The following is a 21,135-nucleotide window of genomic DNA, read 5'->3' on the forward strand; positions in this document are numbered from 1 at the left end:
CTTTTGAACCAACCTCAACTACGATCACTCCATCGCTGCTGCTTCTGCTATTACTTCCGCACCAGTTTTCGAACCGTTAACGACGGAAGGTACGCTTGTGCGAATATGTGTGAATGCTTCAGGTAGAATTCTGTCATTGATAGGCATCTCTACTGCTGTTGCATTAGCCACTAAAGCATGACCTGCTGCAATGTGATCAGGTAAATCTGTTAATTGTCCTTTTGCAGGGATTTGACCAGTCGCGCCTGCAATGCGTAGCAATATTTCTTCTGATGTAATGAAGTTAAAGAAATCTACTACTGTATCTCTCTTACTATCATCCTCGTAAGCTTTCGTACTAATAAACCAACCTTGAGAAGATCCACCAACTAAGTCACCAGTTTGGCCACCGTCTCCATATACTGGCATTGGAAGCACTGCAATGTCCTCAGCAATTTCCTCTGGATGTCCACCCCAAGCCCAAGAACCTTCAAAGAGCATTGCTGCTTTTTCTTCACGGAATAAGTTTGTTGCCATACCTAAATCAATCGTCGCAGCATCTACTGGAAACGCTCCCATTTCTGCGTGTTTAGCTATCATATCTAACCCTTCCGCCCACGCTGCATTTTCATCTGCTAATTCAGCACGATAGTTTTCTATACCACCAGCTGCTAAAACGTAGTGCTCCACAACATAGTAAGAGTCCTCTGTTGATACTGCTACAGGTATAACATCCGTTTCTGCAAACTTCTCTATTGCCTCTTCATAAAGCTCCCACGTTGTAGGAAGTTCAATGCCATGTTCTTCAAACAATCTCGTGTTTACAAATAAAGCCTCGTAAAAACCTGTTTGAGGTGCAGCATATATATTGCCGTCCGTATGTCTCTGCTGCTCTAGCATTTCATTGTAGCCTGACAAATCAATGCCTTCTGCTTCCTCTAAATCTACTACAAGTCCGTTCTCAATAATCCCATGTGCATCTATCGTGTTGAAGTAAAACATAATGTCTGGTTCATTGTTAGAAGTGAAGTCCGTATTAATTTTCGTACGAATCGTTCCAGCATCTGCTGATTGGGATTCATTAACAAATGTGACATGTGGATTAGCTTCCATGTATTCTTCCAATACTGCTTCAAATACTTCACCAGCAGGGTCAGTACCAGCCATTGTCGTAACAACTTTCAGTTCAACTGGATCTTGTGCCGCTGCCTCATCACCACTATCATCACTGTCATCGCTGTCGCCATCCCCATCATCTGTTTCTGTCGTACCGTCATTATCTGCATTTGAATCAACTTCATCGTCTTGCCCACACGCTGTAATTAGTAGAAGTAAAACCAATGCCATAAACACCAACCGTAATGTTACCTTAAAGCTATTCATCGTATTCCCCCCTATTAAAATTACTTCATAGACAAAAGTTGTTCTGTACAGTTGTCTATACCAATTTTAGAACAGGTTATCATGATAGTCAATGAATTTTCTGAATTTTTTTAATCAAAATTGAAAAAATCTGTCAGAAAATCTGACAGATTTATACATTTTGAATAGTGAAATTTGACGAAGACGTAATTATATCACTGAAAAAGGGTGATATTTGAGGGCACTGAAAAAGTAAAAATCAACATTGTACCGTGTATTAATATTCATTTTCATAATCTATAATTTGAGAACGAATTGATGAGACTGGAGCAAGCGAGGTAACTGTCTCTTCCTCTACGAGCATATGCTTCGGGGCGTATCCGTCGAGACAACTCGAAGCATTAGCGACGAAGCAACGCTCGTTCCTGTGGGAAAAAGGGCAGGGGTGAGACCCCACAGACCGCAGGTTGAGGAGGCTCACCAGCTTTAAGAGATACGCGAAATTCCACTGCTTATGCGAAGTGCTTTAATTTGTTCATATACTTAATACTACTCACCTTCACGCAATTACAGTTAGGAAGATACTTGCGCTTTTTCATCTCAATTTGTAATTCGTTTAAAATGGGTGCTAGCAAATCAATCTTTTTTTCTAGCATCGTAAACTTGATGCCATATTGATAAATATTTTCTACTGGTTCATGCTTCCAAACAACATGTCCAAAAAATTGCTGTTTATTGTTTAGTAATTTCGTTTCTATTAAAACGAGAAGGTCGTTCCTAATAGGTAAGTTGATTTGTGATAATATTCGCATACCGCCTAAGCTTAAATCCTCGAGTAACACCTCAGTCGTTCCGAGGTCGACCTTCTTCCCACCTATTTCAGTAATTGTCATATGAGACAATAAAGCAAATGGAAAGTGAAGCCGATAATATTTTCTTTTATTGTATTCACGCTTCTTTTTTACGATTGATGAAAGCTGCAGCACTTTTGACATTAATATTTTTTCAAAATCGTTCGTTTTCACGGGCTTACTAAACAAAAAGCCTTGAACTTGGTCACAGTTTTTTTCCACAAGTGCATGAAGCTGTTCTTCATTCTCCACTCCTTCTGCAATGACTTTTACACCGAGGCCATGAGCCATTTGGATAAGACTAGTTATAATGACCCCATTCTCTTTGTCTGTTGTAATATTGTCAATGAGTGATTTATCAATTTTCAAATGATCTAGCTCCAATGACTTTAAATGTGTGAGAGAAGATACCCCTTGTCCAAAATCATCGAGAGTCACTGTTATTCCTTGTTTCTTCAGATGCTGAATGTTCGCATTGACGGTGTCAGCATCCTTAATAAGCGCATCTTCACTTATTTCTAACTCTATCAAACTAGGTGAAACTTGAAACTTTTTCAGTATCTCTTCCACCTTGTTTGAAAAGTTGTCTTTGCATAAATGTTGTGGAGAAATATTAATAGATACTGGCATTGGATCATAACCACTCTTAGTCCATTTGTTCATTTGCACACAAATGTTTTCAATAACCCATTCCTCCAGTTTAAAAATAACGCCGCTTTCTTCAGCAACTGGGATAAACTCATTCGGCGGAATAATGCCTAACGTTGGATGTTCCCATCTAACTAACGCTTCAGCTCCGGCTAGCTCTCCTGTTTTTGCAACAATTTTCGGTTGGTATTCGATAAGCATATTGTTTTGATCTAATGCATCTATTATCTCTTTATCAGCTAGTTCGTACTCTTCCTTTGATTCCTTTTCTATATGTTGCCCGTAATCCCAGCTCGTTCGTATCTTATAAATTTGTTTCTCATATTCCTTTAACATAGAAATCTCTTTCATTATTCCAAAAACTTTTATCACGTTTTCTTCATGAAAATAAGGGATAAAAATGACATGAGTGTGAATAAATTTCCCTTCCTTATTTATGATATTCGTATTATATTGAACGGCTTCACCTGAAAAAGCAATATTTAAATTTTCATATGTATCTTCTAAATGTTCGGGGCTTATAAATGTACGATATGATTCAGATACATCATTACCCTCAAAATGTGTATAAGATGTAAACGCCTCATTTACATCTTCTATTACCCAAGATTGATTAATAGAAAAAAGGGCATGCGGGTATAAGTCGAAGATTGCATTCCTTTTGCTTTTCACTTGAGCAGAGATCTCTTTCTTCTCATACACCTCACTTAACATCCCAATAAAACCAACTTGCTTATTTTTTACAACATTAGGTGCTATATAAATTAAACATTGTAATAATTGTTCGTTACGATCATTTATAAAAGTAATATGTGCAGATTGTGGCTTGATTAAGGAGGTTTTTTTTATTAAGTGTGACATTTTATCACTACTACGCTCATTAAGTAATGATGAAAGAGGCTTTCCTATTATCGCATCTTCCGAACAGTTTAATAATAACTGTAATGTTCTATTAATACTTTTTACCTCACCCTCTTCAGTAAGGATAAAAGCTGGATCACTATTACAATCGTATAATGCTTGAAAGAGGTAGACTAGATCATAACCTTTTAGCTTTTTTCTATTTTTGAATAGTTTAGAAAAAACATGCACACTTATCCCCCCTTCACAAATAGCCTAATAGGGATATCTACTTATTCCCAACGGCTTAGGTTGAACCCTTCGAACTATATACCATTAAAATAATTAGATATATTTACCTATATAAAGACTATTATCTCAAACAAAGTCGCGAAATTATAGGCCTATTTTTTGACAAAATTCTACCTTTTTCTCGTTAGGGTTATTGGGAATACTACTCATAATCGGTTTACTACTTATAGAAGAGGGGAGGCTACTGAAAAACTACAGATCAACTTTTTCAGCGCCTATAAATTATAGAGGGGAGAGGGGGGATCAATGGCATTAAGGAAGGTACTGCTAAAAAGAAAAATGGACTTTGGCTCTTTTTTCTGTTGATATCTTACATTGATCAACTCAATAGTAAATACATATCACTATACGTTAATCGTTACGGGAAGTTTTCCATATGCATTCCCTGTTCCAAAAATAGCTGCGACCGCAACATCTACTGCAGTTGCACTATACTCATACGTTGCAATAGATGCACTTATGCCTGTAGGTAAATGTGCAATGTCGTAAGGACTTCGCATAGCGATAATAATGATAGGAACGCCATTATTTATTAACTCTTGAATAATTGGTAATTTTCTCGTATCTGGTGAAACAACACCAATGATAGCAGCTTTGTATTCCTTTAGATTTTGATAAACACTGTTACGATGATATACATCAACCGTTGAGGTTTGCTTTTTTACAAGTCTAGTAAGTAAGCCACTTTCATAGCTTTTATCCTCCACTATTGTATTATTGTACTCTGGTTCAACGACAAGGATTTTGTCATTGCCATTCACGTTTAATGGAAGAATACCTTCATTTTTTACTATTGTAACACTGTCTGTATATACAGCTTCAGCAAGTTTTTTATGTTTATCACTCGCGATTATAGGTGGGACGGTGATTTCTCCCTCTAGCTGAATGTCTTCCCAGCTTAAGTATTTTTCCTTTAATTTCATTACTCTCTCAAAAGCTTGTTCTATAAGAGACATATCAAGTTCTCCGTTCGAGACTGCTGTTGACACTTCCTTAAGTGCACCAATTTGCCGATTTGCTATATGAGAAATCATAACTAAGTCAACACCAGCAACAATCGCTGCAACTGCCCCCCGTTCTGTTCCGATAGTTTCACTAATGGCGTCCATTTCCATACAATCTGTTGTCACAACACCATCGTATTGTAGCTTTTCTCTTAACAGCCCCGTTATGATTGCCTTTGAGAGCGTTGCGGGAACTTGTGGATCCTTCTCGATTTCTGGGAAATGTATATGTGCAGACATGACGACATCCGCATTCGCGTCCATACACGCTTTAAAAGGAGCTAATTCGATTTCCTCTAGCCTGTTTAGGTCATGTGTAATCACTGGTAGCGCAACATGGGAGTCGACATCTGTATCTCCATGCCCTGGAAAGTGCTTTAGTGTAGTAACTACTTCCGCTGCTTGCATACCTTTCATTGCGGCTATTCCAAACTGCGACACTAGTTCTGCTGATTCTCCAAAAGACCTCACACCGATAACCGGATTTTTAGGGTTATTATTCACATCGAGAACCGGGGCTAAGTTCCAATTTATCCCTAGCGCTTTTAGTTCTCTTCCTGTTGCAACTCCGATGTCATAAGCATGGTTAGGCTTTTGAGTTGCTCCAAGCGCCATCGCACCCGGAAAAACTGTCGTCCCGTCCCCTAATCTTCGAACTATCCCATTTTCTTGATCAATGCATATGAGCAATGGGTGCTTATGTCTAGCAATCTTAGCTTCTTTTTGCAATTCTGTTGTAAGTGTGAGTACTTCTTCTGGAGAACCTATATTACGGCTAAATAAAATGATAGCGCCTACACGATATTCATGAATGAGTTCCTTCATTTGTTCAGTCACTTGTTTACCTTCAAATCCAACGACAAACATTTGGCCAATCTTATCTTTTACAGTTGCCAATGGTATCCCTCTTCTCTCCTATTTTACCCTTTATTAAATCAAAGGTTTGACAAGAATGAAAGCGATAAAGAAAAAAATGAGGATATTTCCTATCGCCATTTGTATATTGTGTGGCCGCAGTAGGAGTCGTAAACGTTTGCTTCCTTCTATTAATTGTTAAGTCATATTCAGCGCAAAAAAAATTATATTTTCACAAGTAAAAAAACCGAGCATTTTATTTGCCCGGTTCATCGTACAATAGCTATAGGTGATGTAACCATAGTGACAAGAACAAACCTACTGCAGTAATAAACCCTACTATTGGCCCACCTTCTTTATAAGCTTCTGGCATCATCGTTGAAGCGATCATAGCAATAATCGCTCCTCCAGCAAAGCTACTTACTATTGCTTTAATGCTGTCTGATGCCATTTCTAGAAGTACGGCACCGGCAAGCGAGCTGAGTGCAGAGAAAAAGACAACGAGCAGCCATAAAAATAGTATCCTCTTCTTAGAGAATCCTCCTTTTAGTAATCCGGCTGTACTCGATAATCCTTCTGGTATGTTACTAATAAAAATGGAAACAACAAGTGCAAGACTTACGGATTCTCCACCAATGAGACTCATCCCTATCATTGCTGACTCTGGAAGAGTGTCCATTACTGTCCCAATAAATATACTAACACCTGATGTTCCCCCGGCAACCTTAGCAGAAGTACTCGTAAAGGCCGACGTAGAAGTTTGCTTTTCATTGATTTCTTTTTTGTGTTCCGACCTGTCCGAATGCTTTCGTTTGTGACCTCCTTTTTTTGATATGAGCATATCTAGAACAGTAAATATTAAAGCTCCTCCTAAAAAGCCAATAGCTACCTCTTTAATGCTACTAATTTCTAAGCTACCATCTTCAAGTAATTCATATGCAGTCGCACCAATAAGCGCCCCAGTCCCTAATGCCATAATAAACGCGATCACTTTTTTAGGGATGGAAAATTTTAATACAACTAGCGCTCCTAAGAGGGTAGCTGAAGCTGCAAATGTTCCCCAAAAAATTGCATTCCACATAGGGAAAAATCCTCCTATAAAACTGTGTCCACTATTAACGTTTCCATAAATTTAAAAATCATCCGCTTAATAAACCCATAGCTAGTCATATAGCGGCGAGCCGTGCTTCTTTTCTGTGGTGTACGGTTATATGTTGTGATTGAATATGAGGGAGCGAGTGATGGTGCGGCATTTTGGGTTTGATTTTTCTTTTGTTTTGTAGTGTTATTGTTGAAATCGACACTTTTTCATTTGAGTTTTGTAGGGGAATAGGTCGTTATTCTTATTTGCTGACCTTTACCCTCTGATTTTTTTAAGGAATGGGGCGCTATTCTTATTTGCTGGCCTTTACCCTCTGATTTTTGTAAAGGAATGGGGCGCTATTCTTATTTGCTGGCCTTTACCCTCTGATTCTTGTAAAGGAATGGGGCGCTATTCTTATTTGCTGGCCTTTACCCTCTGATTTTTGTAAAGGAATGGGGTGCTATTCTTGTTTGCTGCCCTTTACATTCTGATTCTTGTAAAGGAATGGGGCGCTATTCTTGTTTGCTGCCCTTTACCTTCTGATTTTTGTCAAGGAATGGGGCGCTATTCTTATTTGCTGACCTTTACCTTCTGATTTTTGTAAAGGAATGGGGCGCTATTCTTGTTTGCTGGCCTTTACCTTCTGATTTTTGTAAAGGAATGGGGCGCTATTCTTATTTGCTGGCCTTTACCTTCTGATTTTTGTAAAGGAATGGGGCGCTATTCTTATTTGCTGGCCTTTACCCTCTGATTCTTGTAAAGGAATGGGGCGCTATTCTTGTTTGCTGCCCTTTACCCTCTGATTTTTTTAAAGGAATGGGGCGCTATTCTTATTTGCTGGCCTTTCTCATCTGATTTTTGCAGTAGAATGGCTCTCTGAGAGAGAACCACTTCCAACCGGACAATAATGAAAGGGTGACTCCAAAAGGTAAAAACCTTCTGAGTCACCCCCTATCTATAGCGCTATCAGCATAACAAATATAATAAAGATAATAATACCTACTAAGCAGCCAACTACTGTTTTTATTAACCTTGCGTTGTAGTAGTAGACAAAACCGATAATGATTCCAACAAATGGTGTGAATATTAAAGACGCAATAATACCAATAACTACAGCTGCAAAAACAGAGCCTCTTCCATCATCAACAGTTCCACTTTGATTGTAAGTTGTTGTGTTATTGTGATTATTCGGTTGATTGTACGTTTCGTTATATACAGGGGCACTCGTTGCAGCCGTTTGAACAGCAGCATCCGCCTGACGCAACCAATTATTGACGACTTGATACTGGCTTGCATTGACTGTACGTATGAGCTCTACTAAATCGTCGTAGCAGTGATGCCTTGGGGTAATCCCGTCACAAGTGTCCATTAACCAATCTAACATTTGCTGCCTTTCATTTTCATTTTGCGGTAGATTCCGAAGTCTGTATAGTACACGTCTACCTTTTTCATAGCTGTTATCTAAGTAGTAGATGAAAAACAACTCTTGCAGTAAAGGAAAATCTTGAATAGTTTCGCCTTTAATTAGCTTTTTCTCTAACGTTCGTGCTGACATCGTATATTGATGTGTATCTACAAAGATATTAGATAATCGTAAGTAGTATTCAGACTTCTCTGGATAACGATCAATTAACTTCTCCAGTAGACGAATTGCCTGATCATGATTTTTCTCCTTCTCATGCGCAAGCACCGTCAACTCCATATAGTCAACGTTATTTGGATCTTCAATAAGGAGTTGCTTCGCTATTGCTAAAGCCTTATCTGAGCTATTAATTTCGATGAGTGACAAGGCTTTATAATAACGGGCAACACGATCTCCTGGGTAACGGACAATAATGTCGTTAAAAAGGTTTGATGCCTGATAATACTTACCGTTATTCATCATCGCCATCGCTTCAGAGAAAAGTCTTTCGTATTCATCATCATTTTGGCCAGAGCTGTCATAAGCTGCACGTTGCGACTCATCACTAAGTACTTCGTATGCTTTACGAATAAGCTGAAATTCCTTAGGATGTGTTTCATTAGGATACTGTCTTATCTTCCGAACGTATGCTTTACGAATATCTGAAGAAGGTGTTGATGGTTCAACGCCTAAAATTTCATAGTAGCTCATGTTCTCATTCATGTTTTACTGCACCCCTATTGATTTTTCAATAACCTTTCAGCCTCATGAGCTGTCCATTCCTCAGCATACTGTTCTTGAATCATTGTTAGTAAAGGGAATGCCTCTTCCATTTCATCGTTCAGTATATATCGCTGAGCTCTTAAGAGTAAGACATCATCGATATATGGAGAATTTATATAATACTCATCCGCAGCAGTTAAAAATGAGTCCATCTCTTGTTCAGCCCTCGTTGTCTCCTCTTCCCTTAACAGTGCTTGGATAAGGAAAAAGTGAGCATCATCTGAAACGTAGTGCTGTTGACTATATTGAACACTTTCTCCTAAGCTTTCGATTGCTTCGACGTCATTTCCAGCCTGATACGCTGAATATCCGATACGAAATAGTGACTCGGCAGCATTTATTTTCATTTCAGCTTCGGATAGTCCGGCTGCATCAATCAATGAAAGTAATTGTTCGTTACGCTGCACTTCTGCATCGTGTAAATGTGCGCTCATCTCAATATCTTCACTTAATTGCGTTAGTTGTTGTTCAAGCGTCTCAATTTTTTCCGTATCCTCAATAATTGTTTCCACTACTTCTACTGTAGGAGAAGCAGAAGCTGGTGTTGATTCTCGTTCAAATAAATCCGTTGTAAACAGCAAAACCGTAAAAGCGATAGAAGCTGCTGCTACTGTACTAGCACTTACGAGCATCCATTTATTTTTCGATTGATATTTTACGAGCTTGTCACCTACATCTTCATCATTTTTTATTTTCCAATAAATATCAGTAATCTCAGCTGCATCCTTTACATAGCTAGGTGCTTTATCATATTCATCGTGAAAAACAGCCGTTTCCTCGTTAATAAGTAATGTTAAAAAGTAGCTTTTGTATATTTCCATTGGAAGAGGAAGTGCCTCCCCCTCCAATAAAATATCTACAAATAACCTTTTAGCTTCGATAAAGTCTTTATTTGCTGCTTTCTTTAACGCTTCATTATTCTTTGCGAATAGCGTTTCATATGTTGGCAAAGACTGCGTAAGCTTTTCTATTTCCTCTTCAATATACGGAACATCGCTCGGGCTTACGTGTTGCCAACGTTTCAGAGCAGCGTAAGGCTTTCCTGTAGCAGCCTCTAAAAGTCCCAATGTCCAATTCGTGAATGAATGGTGTGGATCGGCTTCAAGTATGCTGTACAAAAGTACTTCTGCTTTTCCGTACTGTTCGTTGTGAATAAGGGATATAGCATCGTTATATTTTGATAGATAATCCATATGACACCTACTATACTAATTCGATTAATAAATCTGTTAATTCTTCTTCGTAACGCTTAACCCCAGCTGTATCATCGTTTGTTAAAGCTGTCTTTAATTGTTGCAATAGCTGCTCAATTTTCACTTTATTTGCTGGATCTACTTCATCAAGCATTTTCTCAGCACGATACATGACGTTTTTGACCTCTTGATATAATGCTGATTGATCCCATTCTTCGTTTACTCTTTCTACAGACGCCGCTGTCTCTACGTCAGACATTACTCCTGCTTGTGATTGAATCGCTTCTTTTTTAACGAGGCCTGTACTTAATACCTTTGCCTCAACTTGAAGCATCCCGTTAATATCATAAGTGAATGTCACGTCGATTGCTTCCATTCTTGCTTGACGCTTCGGAATGTTTTCTAGAACGATGTCATCAGATAAAAAGATGTTATTTTTCACGTACTGATCTTCACCTTGATACACATTAACAACAACGACATCTTGATTATCGTAAGCGGTGTAATAGCGCTTCGTTTCGCTAATTGGAATCGTACTATTACGTGGGATAATTGGATCAAAGTAACCAGGAACGACTTGTCCACCAACATCCTTTACGATTTCCGTTCCTAGTGTGTATGGACAAACGTCAATGACCATGAGCCCATCCTTCGCTTCAATTTCCCCACTCTTTATAGCCCCTTGAACAGAAGCACCTAATGCAATGGCTTCGTCTGGGTTTACATCTTTACGAAGAGTTCTATTAAACTTTTTCTCTACTAGTTCTTGAATGAGTGGTATTCTTGTTGAGCCACCGACGAGTAAAATTTCTTGAATATCATTTTGAGATAATTTCGCATCAGCTAGTGCTTTATCCACTTCAACAAGTGTAGATTGTGCCTTCTCTTTTATAATTTTCTCAAAGTCTGCACGTGTAATTTCATAGTCAACACCAATTGGTGCATTATTGTGAATACCTAAGAAAGGAATTTGAATTCTTGTAGACATTTGGGAAGACAAGATTTTTTTCGCCTTCTCTGCTACATCCTTCAGCTTTGCGGTTCTTGATAGCTGCTCTGACTCCTCTGCGTTAATAAAAATACTGTACCCATTTTCCTGCTCGAATTTTTCAGCCACCCAGTCAACGATCGCGTTGTCAAAGTCCATTCCACCAAGGTGATTATTCCCTGCACTTGCTTTTACTTCAATAACACCTTCGAACATTTCCACAACGGATACGTCAAACGTACCACCACCTAAGTCGTAAACGAGAATATGTTGGTCTTTATCCATATTTTCAATTCCGAACGCTAGCGCTGCTGCCGTTGGCTCGTTAATGATTCTTTCTACCTTTAGACCAGCGATCTCCCCCGCCTTTTGTGTCGCTTTTCGCTGTGAATCAGAAAAGTAAGCTGGAACAGTAACGACAGCTTCTGTCACGGGCTTTCCAAGCTTGTCCTCCGCCGCTGACTTCAAATATTTTAAAATGTACGCGGAGATTTCCTCTGGACGATATTCTTTACCAGCCACCGTCACCTTTTTATCCGTACCCATTAATCGTTTTACTTCCATTACCGTTTGGTCCGTTAACGTAGCATACGTATCCTTTGCTTCTTGACCAATAACAATTTCTCCATTTTGGTTAATTTGAAAAACAGAAGGTGTCGTTCTATGGCCATTTACATTTTCTATAATCGCTGGCTTACCATCCTTTAAATATGCAATTGCTGAGTTTGTTGTCCCTAAGTCTATACCTACTACTGTCATGTTTACATTCTCCTCACATAGTAAAAAATTCTATTAATCTACTGTAATGACCGTTGCTTTTCTAATAATTTCTTTCGTATCTTTTCGTCTAAACCCACGCTGCTGTACAGAATATACTTCATACTTTTCTAAATGCGGCGCGTATTTTTCACGAGGAACATTTCCTAAGCTGATCATCGTTTTCCCATCAATAAGTTCGCCTTCCACTTTAATTTCCTCAATGCCATGCTCTTCTAGTAATAGAAGTCCCTTATTGATCACCTTCGCAACCTCATTACACATGACTTCATCATTTAGCTTTGTGCAAGCTTGATAAATCACATCTACTTGGTCAAACATTTCTAACAAAAGCTGTTGCAGCTTATCGTAGTCCTTTTTAACAGATTGCACCGCTTCCTCCATTTGATCGTGTTGATCCTGCTGCATTTGAGCTGTGAATTGCTCAAATTTTTCCTCAAGCTGCTGAAAAAGCTTAAAGGAAGCGCGATTTCCTTTTTTAACATCGTCTTTTACTGCACTGAGTAGCTCATGAACGTCACCGCTCGTTTCAACTAGCTTCTCTTCTGTTACGTAAAAGCTTTCTAATGGTTTCGTTTGTACTAATTGATCAATTAAATGCGCTTTTAAAGATGCATCCATCATTAAAACCTCACCCTCTTTGAAATGACTACTCATGTTCAGTAGCTTCTCTTCTGTTTTCCTACCTTCTTCTGCCCATGAAGCATAACCGTTTTCTAGAAAAATCTTGTTGATTTGCTTTACATAATTGGTTGTCTCTATATACAAATCAATAACAATGAGCTGTGATAATAACGCTGTAAATTCTTGATACTGCTTTACCCCAACTACTGCATCTACCCATTTATTTGACCGGGTAAAGGAGGACGATTTTACTGTTTTCTCCTCTACATCCGTTTTCTTGCCTTGTAAAAATGAGAAAAAAAGTGAATTTTTATGCTTCTTATCGTCATACTCCACTTCATGACCTCCAATAAAACCGCTTTATAACGTAAATGTCCTGATTAAATTTTGACGAATCTCCTGTGGTATGTTCATATTTTCTTTTAACAATCCAATGACCTCTTCATCTAGCAAATCAAGCTCCCCTAATTCTACCCCATTATCTTTTCTTGCAATAATGATGGATGCTTTACACATAATTGCATCTTCTATTAAATTTCTTACGAGCCTACCATTCCCATGTGTATCAGGGTTTTTCGTCATAGAAGATGAGAGGATCGCACGAAATTTTTCTAATGCTCGATCTGTCATCTTATAATCGCGTTGCTTTAAAAGTAGCTTCGTGATGTCTACTAGCTCATCAAGACTATAATCCTCAAAATCGATTTGATTTTTAAATCTGGATTGCAGCCCTGGGTTTGCCCGGATAAAGCCCTTCATTTCCTCTGGATAGCCAGCAAGAATGACGACTAAATTTTTCCGTTCATCCTCCATCGCCTTCACGAGTGTATCGATAGCCTCCATCCCAAAATCGCCACCTGATTGTCCACGCACGAGGGAGTAGGCTTCATCAATGAATAAAACGCCACCTTTTGCTTCGTTTATTCTATTCATCGTCTTTACTGCTGTTTGCCCGATGTATTCCGCAACTAAATCAGATCGTCCAACCTCTACTAAATGCCCTTTACTTAAAACACCTACCGCTTGCAATATGTTTGCGACGATACGGGCCACGGTCGTTTTTCCTGTTCCAGGATTCCCGGAAAAAATCATGTGGAGACTAATCTCTTCTTTTTTAAACCCTTGCTCTTTGCGTAGCTCATTAAAGGTAACCCAGTTCGTTATATCCTTTATCTTCCGTTTCATATCAGTCAATCCAATTAACTCATCTAATTGGGCCATCGCTTTTTCTAAAGATGCAATCTCATTCGTTTTCTCTAGAGCATCCTTTAAGTCTTCTCGCTCATTTATCGCTTTCTCCAACTCATCGACCCAGGCAACAATATAATTGGCGTCCTCCATAAATCCGTGCTTACTCGTAATCGCATTGATCGTTAAGCGCACCCGTTTAATACAGTGCATGATTTCTCTCACGTTCCCTTGCGATACTCTTTCCATATTTTCTTTTATTTCCTTGTTAACAAAAAGGTGGTGAACACGTAACGATGCATGAGCGTACTGTATAAAGCGCTCTGGCTTTGCTTCAGACTCTACAATACTTGCAAACCATTCTCGTTCGGCAAAGTCGTCTACCCCTTGCTTTTGATACATATGTGCTAACGATTCATAGCAAGCGCTAATCGTTTCCTTCATGGTGTTCACGCAAGATAAGTAATCAGCTACATGTGCAAACTCTTTCTTTTCAACTGCTTGTTCTATTAAACTATTCGTTCTAGCAAGGAGTCTTGTAGAACGAAACAATTGATAACGGATAGATTCAACATCATTGTCATGTATTGCTAGCTTTAATTCCTTCTCTAAATCATAAAACGACTCATATATGAGCTTTAATCGTTGCTCCACCTTGCTTCCTCCTATGTCGCATCTATCTCGCGTTCCTCTTTAGCTCATCAAAAAAGCTTTCATTCAATCTATATAGTAATGGGTAGCTTGATTGTATCCTCGTTACCGATTGGTACACTGCCCGTGTTCTTTCATAGGTTAATTCATCGATAATATCGTCGAAGTAATGCTTTCTTTCCTCTTCACTAACATCCGATAAATATAGTGCAATTAATCGTTTCAATGCGTTTATCACTTGATGATCGTGCTTTAACTGTTCGTATTGTGATTGCTCTTCTAACGACCGATTTGCCAAACCTTGTATTTTTTCTAAAAATTCTTGGCGGCTCTCGTATAAGTGAGGGTATTTTATTAACACTCTTTTTAAGGATTTAATCGTTTCATGTGGATCAAACTTCGCGATGTACTCCACATTTTCATACATGATCGATAGCGATTGTTCAAATTCCTCATCACTCATCTCATCCTTATGAAACGCTAGAAAAAATGGATGCTTTACTGGCTTCAGTATTCTTTCGTCGTCCATCAAGTATTGAAATTCCTTGGACTTCACGTTATTTTCTTCATTACTTTCGTGCAGTGCTTGAATATATTCATTCTCTGGATCTAATTCAATGGCCCTTTCTGTTAATCGCTTCGCCCAATCATAAAGCTTTACTTCATAAAGCTGGAAGGCAAGTCTTGCAAATTCATTCGCGACATAAGCAGACTCCTCTATATGTGCTGATATTAACGTCTCTACTCTAGCAAGGGATCTTTCAAGCTGCTCTGTATTCCGTTCAAAAATATCAACATGAATGAGCTTAAACAAATAGTAAAAACGATGGAAGCCTTCATTTTCCTTTTCTTCAAGAGCACTTTCAATGGTGAATCTTGCTTTCTCGTAGTCATGATTATCGATATACAATTCTACTAGCGAAAACACAATGTTGACATCATTCGGATCAAGATGGTGCGCAGTCTTAAAGCTATCGACTGCCTCATTTGTTTTCCCGAGTTTTTGTAAGCAGTGTGCATAATTACAACGGTACGATGCGTTTTCCGGATACTTTGTGACTAACTTTTCAAATTGAATGAGCCCCTTCTCTAAGTCTCCTTGCTGCACGAGCGTTAACGCAAGCTCGTTTCGATAAATATGTAAGGAAGGTTCAATCATCAATATTTTCTTATAAGCTAATGTTGCAGAATGTAGATCCTTTTTACTTAATGCATGCTCAGCGTCCGCTTCTAATCTATTAATTTCTGGACCAAAAGTCCTCATCGTATCATACTTTTGTCGTGATGCTTCATTAATTAATATTTCGTATGCTCTACGTATATTTTTAAACTGTTCAGGGTGTTTTTCGTTTGAAAATTCCTTGATTTTCCGGTTATATGCGCGTTTAATCTCTAATTCTATAGCATCATTCGATATTCCTAATACTTCATATGCATCCCCAAACATGTACGCTGTCACCTCTGCAAAAAACGTCTTATTATGTAGTATTATAATACTTTTTAACTAGGAAGATATTACTTTTTTTAACTATTCCATCAGTTTCCAAAGTTATTTGCTATCTTTTGATTGTGTATAAGTAGAGCGAAATCGACGCTGATGGTTTTTTCTCCCTTTCACGAGGGCACGCTCGTTCTAACGAGAGATGAAAGCCACCTCCTGATAATACCACCTCAAAAAAAAGAAGGCGGTCGTTTAATTGTGGCGTTCTCGCCCCAATTCCGACTACCTTCTTCTATAAAAGTTATGAACATTATTTGAAGTATGCCTAGCAATTATTTACACTTTACAGATATATAAATTAAAATAGTGTTGTCCATATATTGATCATGAAAGGAAAGGATAAGCATGACGAGAGATGAGTTACATACGCAAATAAATGTTTTAAAATCTAAAATGATCTTCATAGGAAATGCGAAAGGGCTTAACCATCCTGAAACGATTAAATATAGCCAACAACTAGATGTGTATTTAAACTACTATGCAAATTTAGAAATGCATAACACAGTAAATAACAAAAGTAAAAGTGCACTTATCCCTCTATTTCCTCAACGCCATTTCCATCTAGTTTTACGATTCTTTTATCGTCTGCATGGAAAGTAACAATATAATAATTTCTTACGTTAGTAGCTTTTACTGATTCCGGCTTTGCCCCGTACTTAGCTTTATAGTAGCTTAGTATATTTACTACTAACTTAAAAGGCACTTCTTTTGTCTCATCTAATTGGATGTCGCTCAAATTTACTATTTCTGTAGTGAGATTTGTTTCATTTCTGTTTTCACTTTCAACCATGCTTCTATTGGAATGCTGAGCACCTTTCCAAACATGATCACGAACCTGTCCTTGATTTTCTTGGGCATTTATCTTCTCTAATTCTTTCAAAATTTTATTGTTAACGATGTTTGTTGTATTTGTTTGGTCAACGATCATCGAAAGAAATTCTATGATGTAAGCAACACCGATTAACAGTAAGCCGATCGTTACACTCGATATAACTAACATGATAAAAAATGAAAATGTGATTCCTTGAAAACCAATAAAGATTGAAACCAATACACCAATGATCATTTCAGCAATACCGATGATTCTTAATATGTTTGCTACGTAGTATTCCATATGTTTCCTCCTCGCTGTTTATCATATTGCCTAATTCGTACCTTTAAGAGAACGATAAACACCCTCTATTTATTACGATGTACCTTGAACACAAGCAAAGGCAATAGATTGTAATATTTCCAACATATCACTAAAGGAGAAGAAACTCTATTATTTTTTTTCGCCATACTGCTTTAAAAACTTAGCAATTAAGCTATCTAGCTCTATACTATTCGTTACTGTTTTTCTATGATTCAAACCGTATTCATTCCCATTTTCTATCATTTCTTTTCTCTTATCTTCAATTTTAGTTTTAAGACTTTCTCTACTCTCTGCCATATTCCTTCCTCTTCTTATCACAATTATTTTATCTAATATGACCAAATATTTATTGTTATGAGTAACATTAATAAGACTTTAAAGAAAGGGCTAATCTCCCTAAGAAGTTACCGTTATTTTATCTCCCAGCAGTTTCTATCATTTTTCCCAGTACACCATATTGTTTTATAAGCGTTTGTTCTTTACGTAATAATACATGTTAATTTATACTACAGCACACCTCATAGCAAAACAATATTATATTTTCCAAACAAATGAGAAACAATATATAGAAATAGTATTTTTACACCGTCATCATCTATTTAGACCTCTGTGTGATTATGCAATTTTTGTATTATGTAATATACTTTTTAAATGTATTAAAAATGATGAAAACATAGATTAATACACATAATGACCTTAGTAGGCTAATGACTTTAATGAAAAAAGGAGACTGACATTAATCCTATAGGGGAAAAACAATATGAATTAAAGTTTTTATTTTCTAAATATTTTCCTTAATTAATTCACCACCGTTTGCCAGCATGTATTGACAATTATTCTCCGTTATTTGCCACACGCTATATATGCTTTTTTATTCATAAAAACTCCTAATGATCCATCAATGTCATGAATCCATTAGGAGTTTCCTATTTAATCCCTTTGATATAAATCCCTCGTATACACCTTTTCCTTCACATCAGCTATTTCTGCGTCCAGGCGGTTTGATACGATAATATCAGAAACTTGTTTAAATTCTTCTAAACTTTTGATTACTTTATAATCATTGAAAGTCTCTTCGTGAAGACCAGGCTCATATATGACTAGCTCGATATTTTTAGCTTTGAGTCTCTCCATAATACCTTGAATTGCGGATGCTCTAAAATTGTCTGACCCTGTTTTCATTGTCAAACGGTAAATACCTACTACTTTCGGATTACTAGCAATGATCTGTGCGGCAATATGATCCATTCTTGTACTGTTTGCATCAACAATACCATTAATAATGTTATTTGGAATGCCTTCATAATTCGCTCTTAATTGCTTCGTATCTTTAGGAAGACAATAACCACCATAACCGAAGGAAGGGTTATTGTAATGATCTCCAATACGTGGATCTAATCCAACACCTTCAATAATTTGCTTTGCATTTAGACCCTTCATTTCCGCGTAAGTATCAAGTTCATTAAAATAAGCTACTCGAAGAGCTAGATAAGTATTAGAAAATAGCTTCACTGCTTCAGCTTCTGTAGAATCAGTAAATAACATGCGTACATCTTTTTTAATCGCACCTTGTAATAATAGGTTGGCGAATGTTTTTGCACGATCTGATTGTTCACCTACTATAATTCTTGACGGATATAAGTTGTCATACAATGCTTTGCCTTCACGTAAAAATTCTGGTGAAAACATAATATTGTCTGTATTATACTTTTCTTTTACATCTTTCGTATAACCGACCGGAATCGTAGACTTGATCACCATTACCGTATTAGGGTTTACTTCTAATACTGTCTCTATAACACTCTCCACAGACTTTGTATTGAAATAATTCGTTTCTGGATCATAGTCTGTTGGGGTCGCAATGATAACGAAGTCCGCATTCTCATATGCTTTATATTTATCAGTAGTAGCAACAAGATTTAATTCCTTCGTCGCTAAAAATTCTTCAATTTCCTTATCTGCGATCGGTGATTGCTTACGGTTTACCATATCGACTTTCTCTTCCACTATATCAACTGCAACTACTTCATTATGTTGTGCCAATAACACTGCATTCGATAATCCAACATACCCTGTTCCCGCAACTGCTATTTTCATTGTAAAATACAACCTCATTTCTTTTTCTACATTCTTCTTTATTTTACACGAGTAATATCCAAATTATAGCATAAAATTCATTCTATATAGCTGACAGTCTATTTTTCTAACCGAAGAATATTATAAAATAAATTGTCTTGTTTTAGGTAAGTTATTTATAGATGTAACATTTTTATCACATTGGCGAATTTAGGAATAAGCTTCCGAACTGTTACCACAGAGATGAGGTACTCCGCCAGGGTGTTTCATCTAATTGTTAACTCCCTTTTTTAGCATTCTTAAAAAAGCTTCAAATGATTGCTCAACAATGACTAATCGATTCTTTTCATGCTCCCACAATACTATAGTTGGCTCCATATAGGAAATGTTACGATAATCAAAGCATAGGTAATTACCGAACGGATCATTCGCAAACGGAATGACTTTTTGTGGTAGTTCTAACCAGCTAACAACATCCTTCACACCGCCTTTTACCGGGTAGACATTCAAAAATGATTTCACTACACGCTCTTCCTGTTGTATATAATACTTATTTGGTTTTGGACGTCCTCCATTATAAAGCTTCATTAATATACGATACGTACTCGGTAAAAGAATGTCGAATTCATTTTCTAAATTATTTAAGCTTTTTTCCGTAGCAGGATTTTTTACAAAACGCCACTCTAGCTTCGTATTACCTTCCATCGGTTCCCCCTCCCCACACAGACCGGCCGCCACTATGTCCTGTTTTCGCGTGAATTTCTTCATCAACAAGCTCTAGTTTTCCAAGGTCCTCATGGTGATGCCATGTATAGCCATCTGGTGTTTCACCAGCATAAATTTGTTCTAATTGATCGATTGAAAATTGTGCAGCAATCGTCTCGTTTTCACTAACCATATCGATAAGCTCTCCGTTTGCATAGGAAAAATGCAAGTAATCGCTGCTTCCATACAGCTCCTCTGGCAGTACAACTTCGGCAACAGCGTCGAACACTGGAAATACGCCAACTACCTCTGTCCCATCCTCTAGCGCAATCGCTTGTGCTTCAAATGGGACACCGGTTTCGGGATGAAGCTGCCCTGCGAGACTACTGTTATGTGTGTTAATAAAGGTGCCTTCCTCCGCCATTGCAATATTGCCGCCATCCACGAGATCAATAACAGTAAAAGCAATGCCACCAATAATAACCACTTTAGCGACACCACTTGCTCCGATTTTCACTCGTTCATAATCCTTGCTATATAAGCCCTTTACAATTTGGGCACTATTTTGGAGCGTATAAATGGCCGTTTTTCCAATACCGACAACTGTCCGTCCTGTTGCATGACCTATTTCTCCAAATCCTTCCCATACAACTGAACCGTCCCAACGAATCAACCCCTCTGTCGTTTTCCATGCTCCTTGCCCAAGTTGGCCGGCAACACCACCTGTGAAACGGGACGATTTATGAATGCCTTCACCTAATTCCATGAAAAACTTATTATGAAATCGTTGACCAACCTTTTCTAACGGCTTTCCTAACAAGAAGCCAGCTGCATTACCTACACTCTCTCCTGTCGTATGTACGAGGCCCTTTCCTGTCGTTTCCTTAAGGACTCTATCCTTTTCATGGAGTTTTTTCGCACCATCAATTACTTTTTCCCCAAGCTTTTTTGTCTCCTTCTTAACCCGGTCTTGAAAACTCATCTTTCGTTCTCCTTATGAAGGGATTTTAACTTCATTGTGCAGTATTTTTTCGAGGTTGTGAAGAATTATTTGCTGCGTTTCGGATGATTTCAACTAAGTTGCGCATGACTTCACTGAGTTACATGAATTTTACCATAATTTGTATAAAATATAAGTCCAGTTTTATAAGTAAAATAGTGTCCGATTGACTAGTAA

General features: G+C 37.8%; 16 protein-coding genes. 1 reads left to right on the plus strand and 15 read right to left on the minus strand.

Annotated elements, in window-relative coordinates; translation table 11 throughout:
• Positions 1-24: 24 nt before the first annotated feature.
• The 10 genes from BCELL_RS18355 to BCELL_RS18400 all read right to left on the minus strand — a co-directional run bounded on the left by BCELL_RS18355 (position 25) and on the right by BCELL_RS18400 (position 15,988).
• Entirely contained in the window at positions 25-1,362 is a 1,338-nt protein-coding gene (locus tag BCELL_RS18355) for an ABC transporter substrate-binding protein (RefSeq protein ID WP_013490277.1), read from the minus strand.
• A 491-nt stretch (positions 1,363-1,853) separates the two neighbouring features.
• Complete coding sequence (locus BCELL_RS21780) at positions 1,854-3,932, minus strand: EAL domain-containing protein (protein WP_013490278.1); 2,079 nt, start codon at positions 3,930-3,932, stop codon at positions 1,854-1,856.
• 404 nt (positions 3,933-4,336) lie between these two features.
• On the minus strand, positions 4,337-5,893 hold the full coding sequence (nagZ, locus tag BCELL_RS18365; protein WP_013490279.1) for a beta-N-acetylhexosaminidase: 1,557 nt from the start codon (positions 5,891-5,893) through the stop codon (positions 4,337-4,339).
• A gap of 241 nt (positions 5,894-6,134) precedes the next feature.
• Entirely contained in the window at positions 6,135-6,932 is a 798-nt protein-coding gene (locus tag BCELL_RS18370) for a ZIP family metal transporter (protein WP_013490280.1), read from the minus strand.
• 958 nt (positions 6,933-7,890) lie between these two features.
• Complete coding sequence (locus tag BCELL_RS18375) at positions 7,891-9,060, minus strand: J domain-containing protein (protein ID WP_013490281.1); 1,170 nt, start codon at positions 9,058-9,060, stop codon at positions 7,891-7,893.
• A 14-nt stretch (positions 9,061-9,074) separates the two neighbouring features.
• Complete coding sequence (locus BCELL_RS18380) at positions 9,075-10,313, minus strand: tol-pal system YbgF family protein (RefSeq protein ID WP_013490282.1); 1,239 nt, start codon at positions 10,311-10,313, stop codon at positions 9,075-9,077.
• A 10-nt stretch (positions 10,314-10,323) separates the two neighbouring features.
• Positions 10,324-12,060, minus strand: a complete 1,737-nt coding sequence (locus BCELL_RS18385) for an Hsp70 family protein (protein WP_013490283.1) — start codon at positions 12,058-12,060, stop codon at positions 10,324-10,326.
• A 33-nt stretch (positions 12,061-12,093) separates the two neighbouring features.
• The gene (gene grpE, locus BCELL_RS18390) at positions 12,094-13,038 is read right to left on the minus strand and encodes a nucleotide exchange factor GrpE (protein WP_013490284.1); all 945 of its coding nucleotides are present in this window, start codon (positions 13,036-13,038) and stop codon (positions 12,094-12,096) included.
• Positions 13,039-13,062: 24 nt separating this feature from the next.
• Complete coding sequence (locus tag BCELL_RS18395; RefSeq protein WP_013490285.1) at positions 13,063-14,544, minus strand: AAA family ATPase; 1,482 nt, start codon at positions 14,542-14,544, stop codon at positions 13,063-13,065.
• Between the two features lie 22 nt (positions 14,545-14,566).
• Positions 14,567-15,988, minus strand: a complete 1,422-nt coding sequence (locus BCELL_RS18400) for a tetratricopeptide repeat protein (protein WP_013490286.1) — start codon at positions 15,986-15,988, stop codon at positions 14,567-14,569.
• A gap of 399 nt (positions 15,989-16,387) precedes the next feature.
• On the opposite strand from BCELL_RS18400, the gene BCELL_RS22270 reads away from it, so the two are divergent.
• Positions 16,388-16,642, plus strand: a complete 255-nt coding sequence (locus BCELL_RS22270; protein ID WP_013490287.1) for an aspartyl-phosphate phosphatase Spo0E family protein — start codon at positions 16,388-16,390, stop codon at positions 16,640-16,642.
• On the opposite strand, the gene BCELL_RS18405 is transcribed toward BCELL_RS22270, so the two are convergent.
• The 5 genes from BCELL_RS18405 to BCELL_RS21785 form a co-directional block, all read right to left on the minus strand.
• Positions 16,572-17,156, minus strand: coding sequence for a hypothetical protein (locus tag BCELL_RS18405; RefSeq protein ID WP_013490288.1), 585 nt, complete (start codon positions 17,154-17,156; stop codon positions 16,572-16,574). The genes BCELL_RS22270 and BCELL_RS18405 overlap by 71 nt on opposite strands.
• Before the next feature lie 150 nt (positions 17,157-17,306).
• On the minus strand, positions 17,307-17,474 hold the full coding sequence (locus BCELL_RS22275; RefSeq protein WP_013490289.1) for an aspartyl-phosphate phosphatase Spo0E family protein: 168 nt from the start codon (positions 17,472-17,474) through the stop codon (positions 17,307-17,309).
• Positions 17,475-18,107: 633 nt separating this feature from the next.
• Entirely contained in the window at positions 18,108-19,274 is a 1,167-nt protein-coding gene (locus BCELL_RS18410) for a nucleotide sugar dehydrogenase (RefSeq protein WP_013490290.1), read from the minus strand.
• 249 nt (positions 19,275-19,523) lie between these two features.
• On the minus strand, positions 19,524-19,958 hold the full coding sequence (locus tag BCELL_RS18415) for an SMI1/KNR4 family protein (protein WP_013490291.1): 435 nt from the start codon (positions 19,956-19,958) through the stop codon (positions 19,524-19,526).
• Positions 19,948-20,940 (minus strand): HNH endonuclease, encoded by a 993-nt coding sequence (locus tag BCELL_RS21785; protein ID WP_013490292.1) that lies wholly within the window; start codon positions 20,938-20,940, stop codon positions 19,948-19,950. Before BCELL_RS21785 ends, BCELL_RS18415 begins: the two co-directional genes overlap by 11 nt.
• Positions 20,941-21,135: the final 195 nt, after the last annotated feature.

It is taken from the genome of Evansella cellulosilytica DSM 2522 (assembly GCF_000177235.2).
GTDB classification, from domain to species: Bacteria; Bacillota; Bacilli; order Bacillales; family Salisediminibacteriaceae; genus Evansella; species Evansella cellulosilytica.

Coding starts and splice junctions, on each gene's coding strand:
- BCELL_RS18355 (WP_013490277.1), bottom strand. CDS start 1,362: ATGAATAGCTTTAAGGTAACATTACGGTTGGTGTTTATGGCATTGGTT.
- BCELL_RS18370 (WP_013490280.1), bottom strand. CDS start 6,932: ATGTGGAATGCAATTTTTTGGGGAACATTTGCAGCTTCAGCTACCCTC.
- BCELL_RS18375 (WP_013490281.1), bottom strand. CDS start 9,060: ATGAATGAGAACATGAGCTACTATGAAATTTTAGGCGTTGAACCATCA.
- BCELL_RS18380 (WP_013490282.1), bottom strand. CDS start 10,313: ATGGATTATCTATCAAAATATAACGATGCTATATCCCTTATTCACAAC.
- BCELL_RS18385 (WP_013490283.1), bottom strand. CDS start 12,060: ATGACAGTAGTAGGTATAGACTTAGGGACAACAAACTCAGCAATTGCA.
- BCELL_RS18400 (WP_013490286.1), bottom strand. CDS start 15,988: ATGTTTGGGGATGCATATGAAGTATTAGGAATATCGAATGATGCTATA.
- BCELL_RS22270 (WP_013490287.1), top strand. CDS start 16,388: ATGACGAGAGATGAGTTACATACGCAAATAAATGTTTTAAAATCTAAA.
- BCELL_RS18405 (WP_013490288.1), bottom strand. CDS start 17,156: ATGGAATACTACGTAGCAAACATATTAAGAATCATCGGTATTGCTGAA.
- BCELL_RS22275 (WP_013490289.1), bottom strand. CDS start 17,474: ATGGCAGAGAGTAGAGAAAGTCTTAAAACTAAAATTGAAGATAAGAGA.
- BCELL_RS18410 (WP_013490290.1), bottom strand. CDS start 19,274: ATGAAAATAGCAGTTGCGGGAACAGGGTATGTTGGATTATCGAATGCA.
- BCELL_RS18415 (WP_013490291.1), bottom strand. CDS start 19,958: ATGGAAGGTAATACGAAGCTAGAGTGGCGTTTTGTAAAAAATCCTGCT.
- BCELL_RS21785 (WP_013490292.1), bottom strand. CDS start 20,940: ATGAGTTTTCAAGACCGGGTTAAGAAGGAGACAAAAAAGCTTGGGGAA.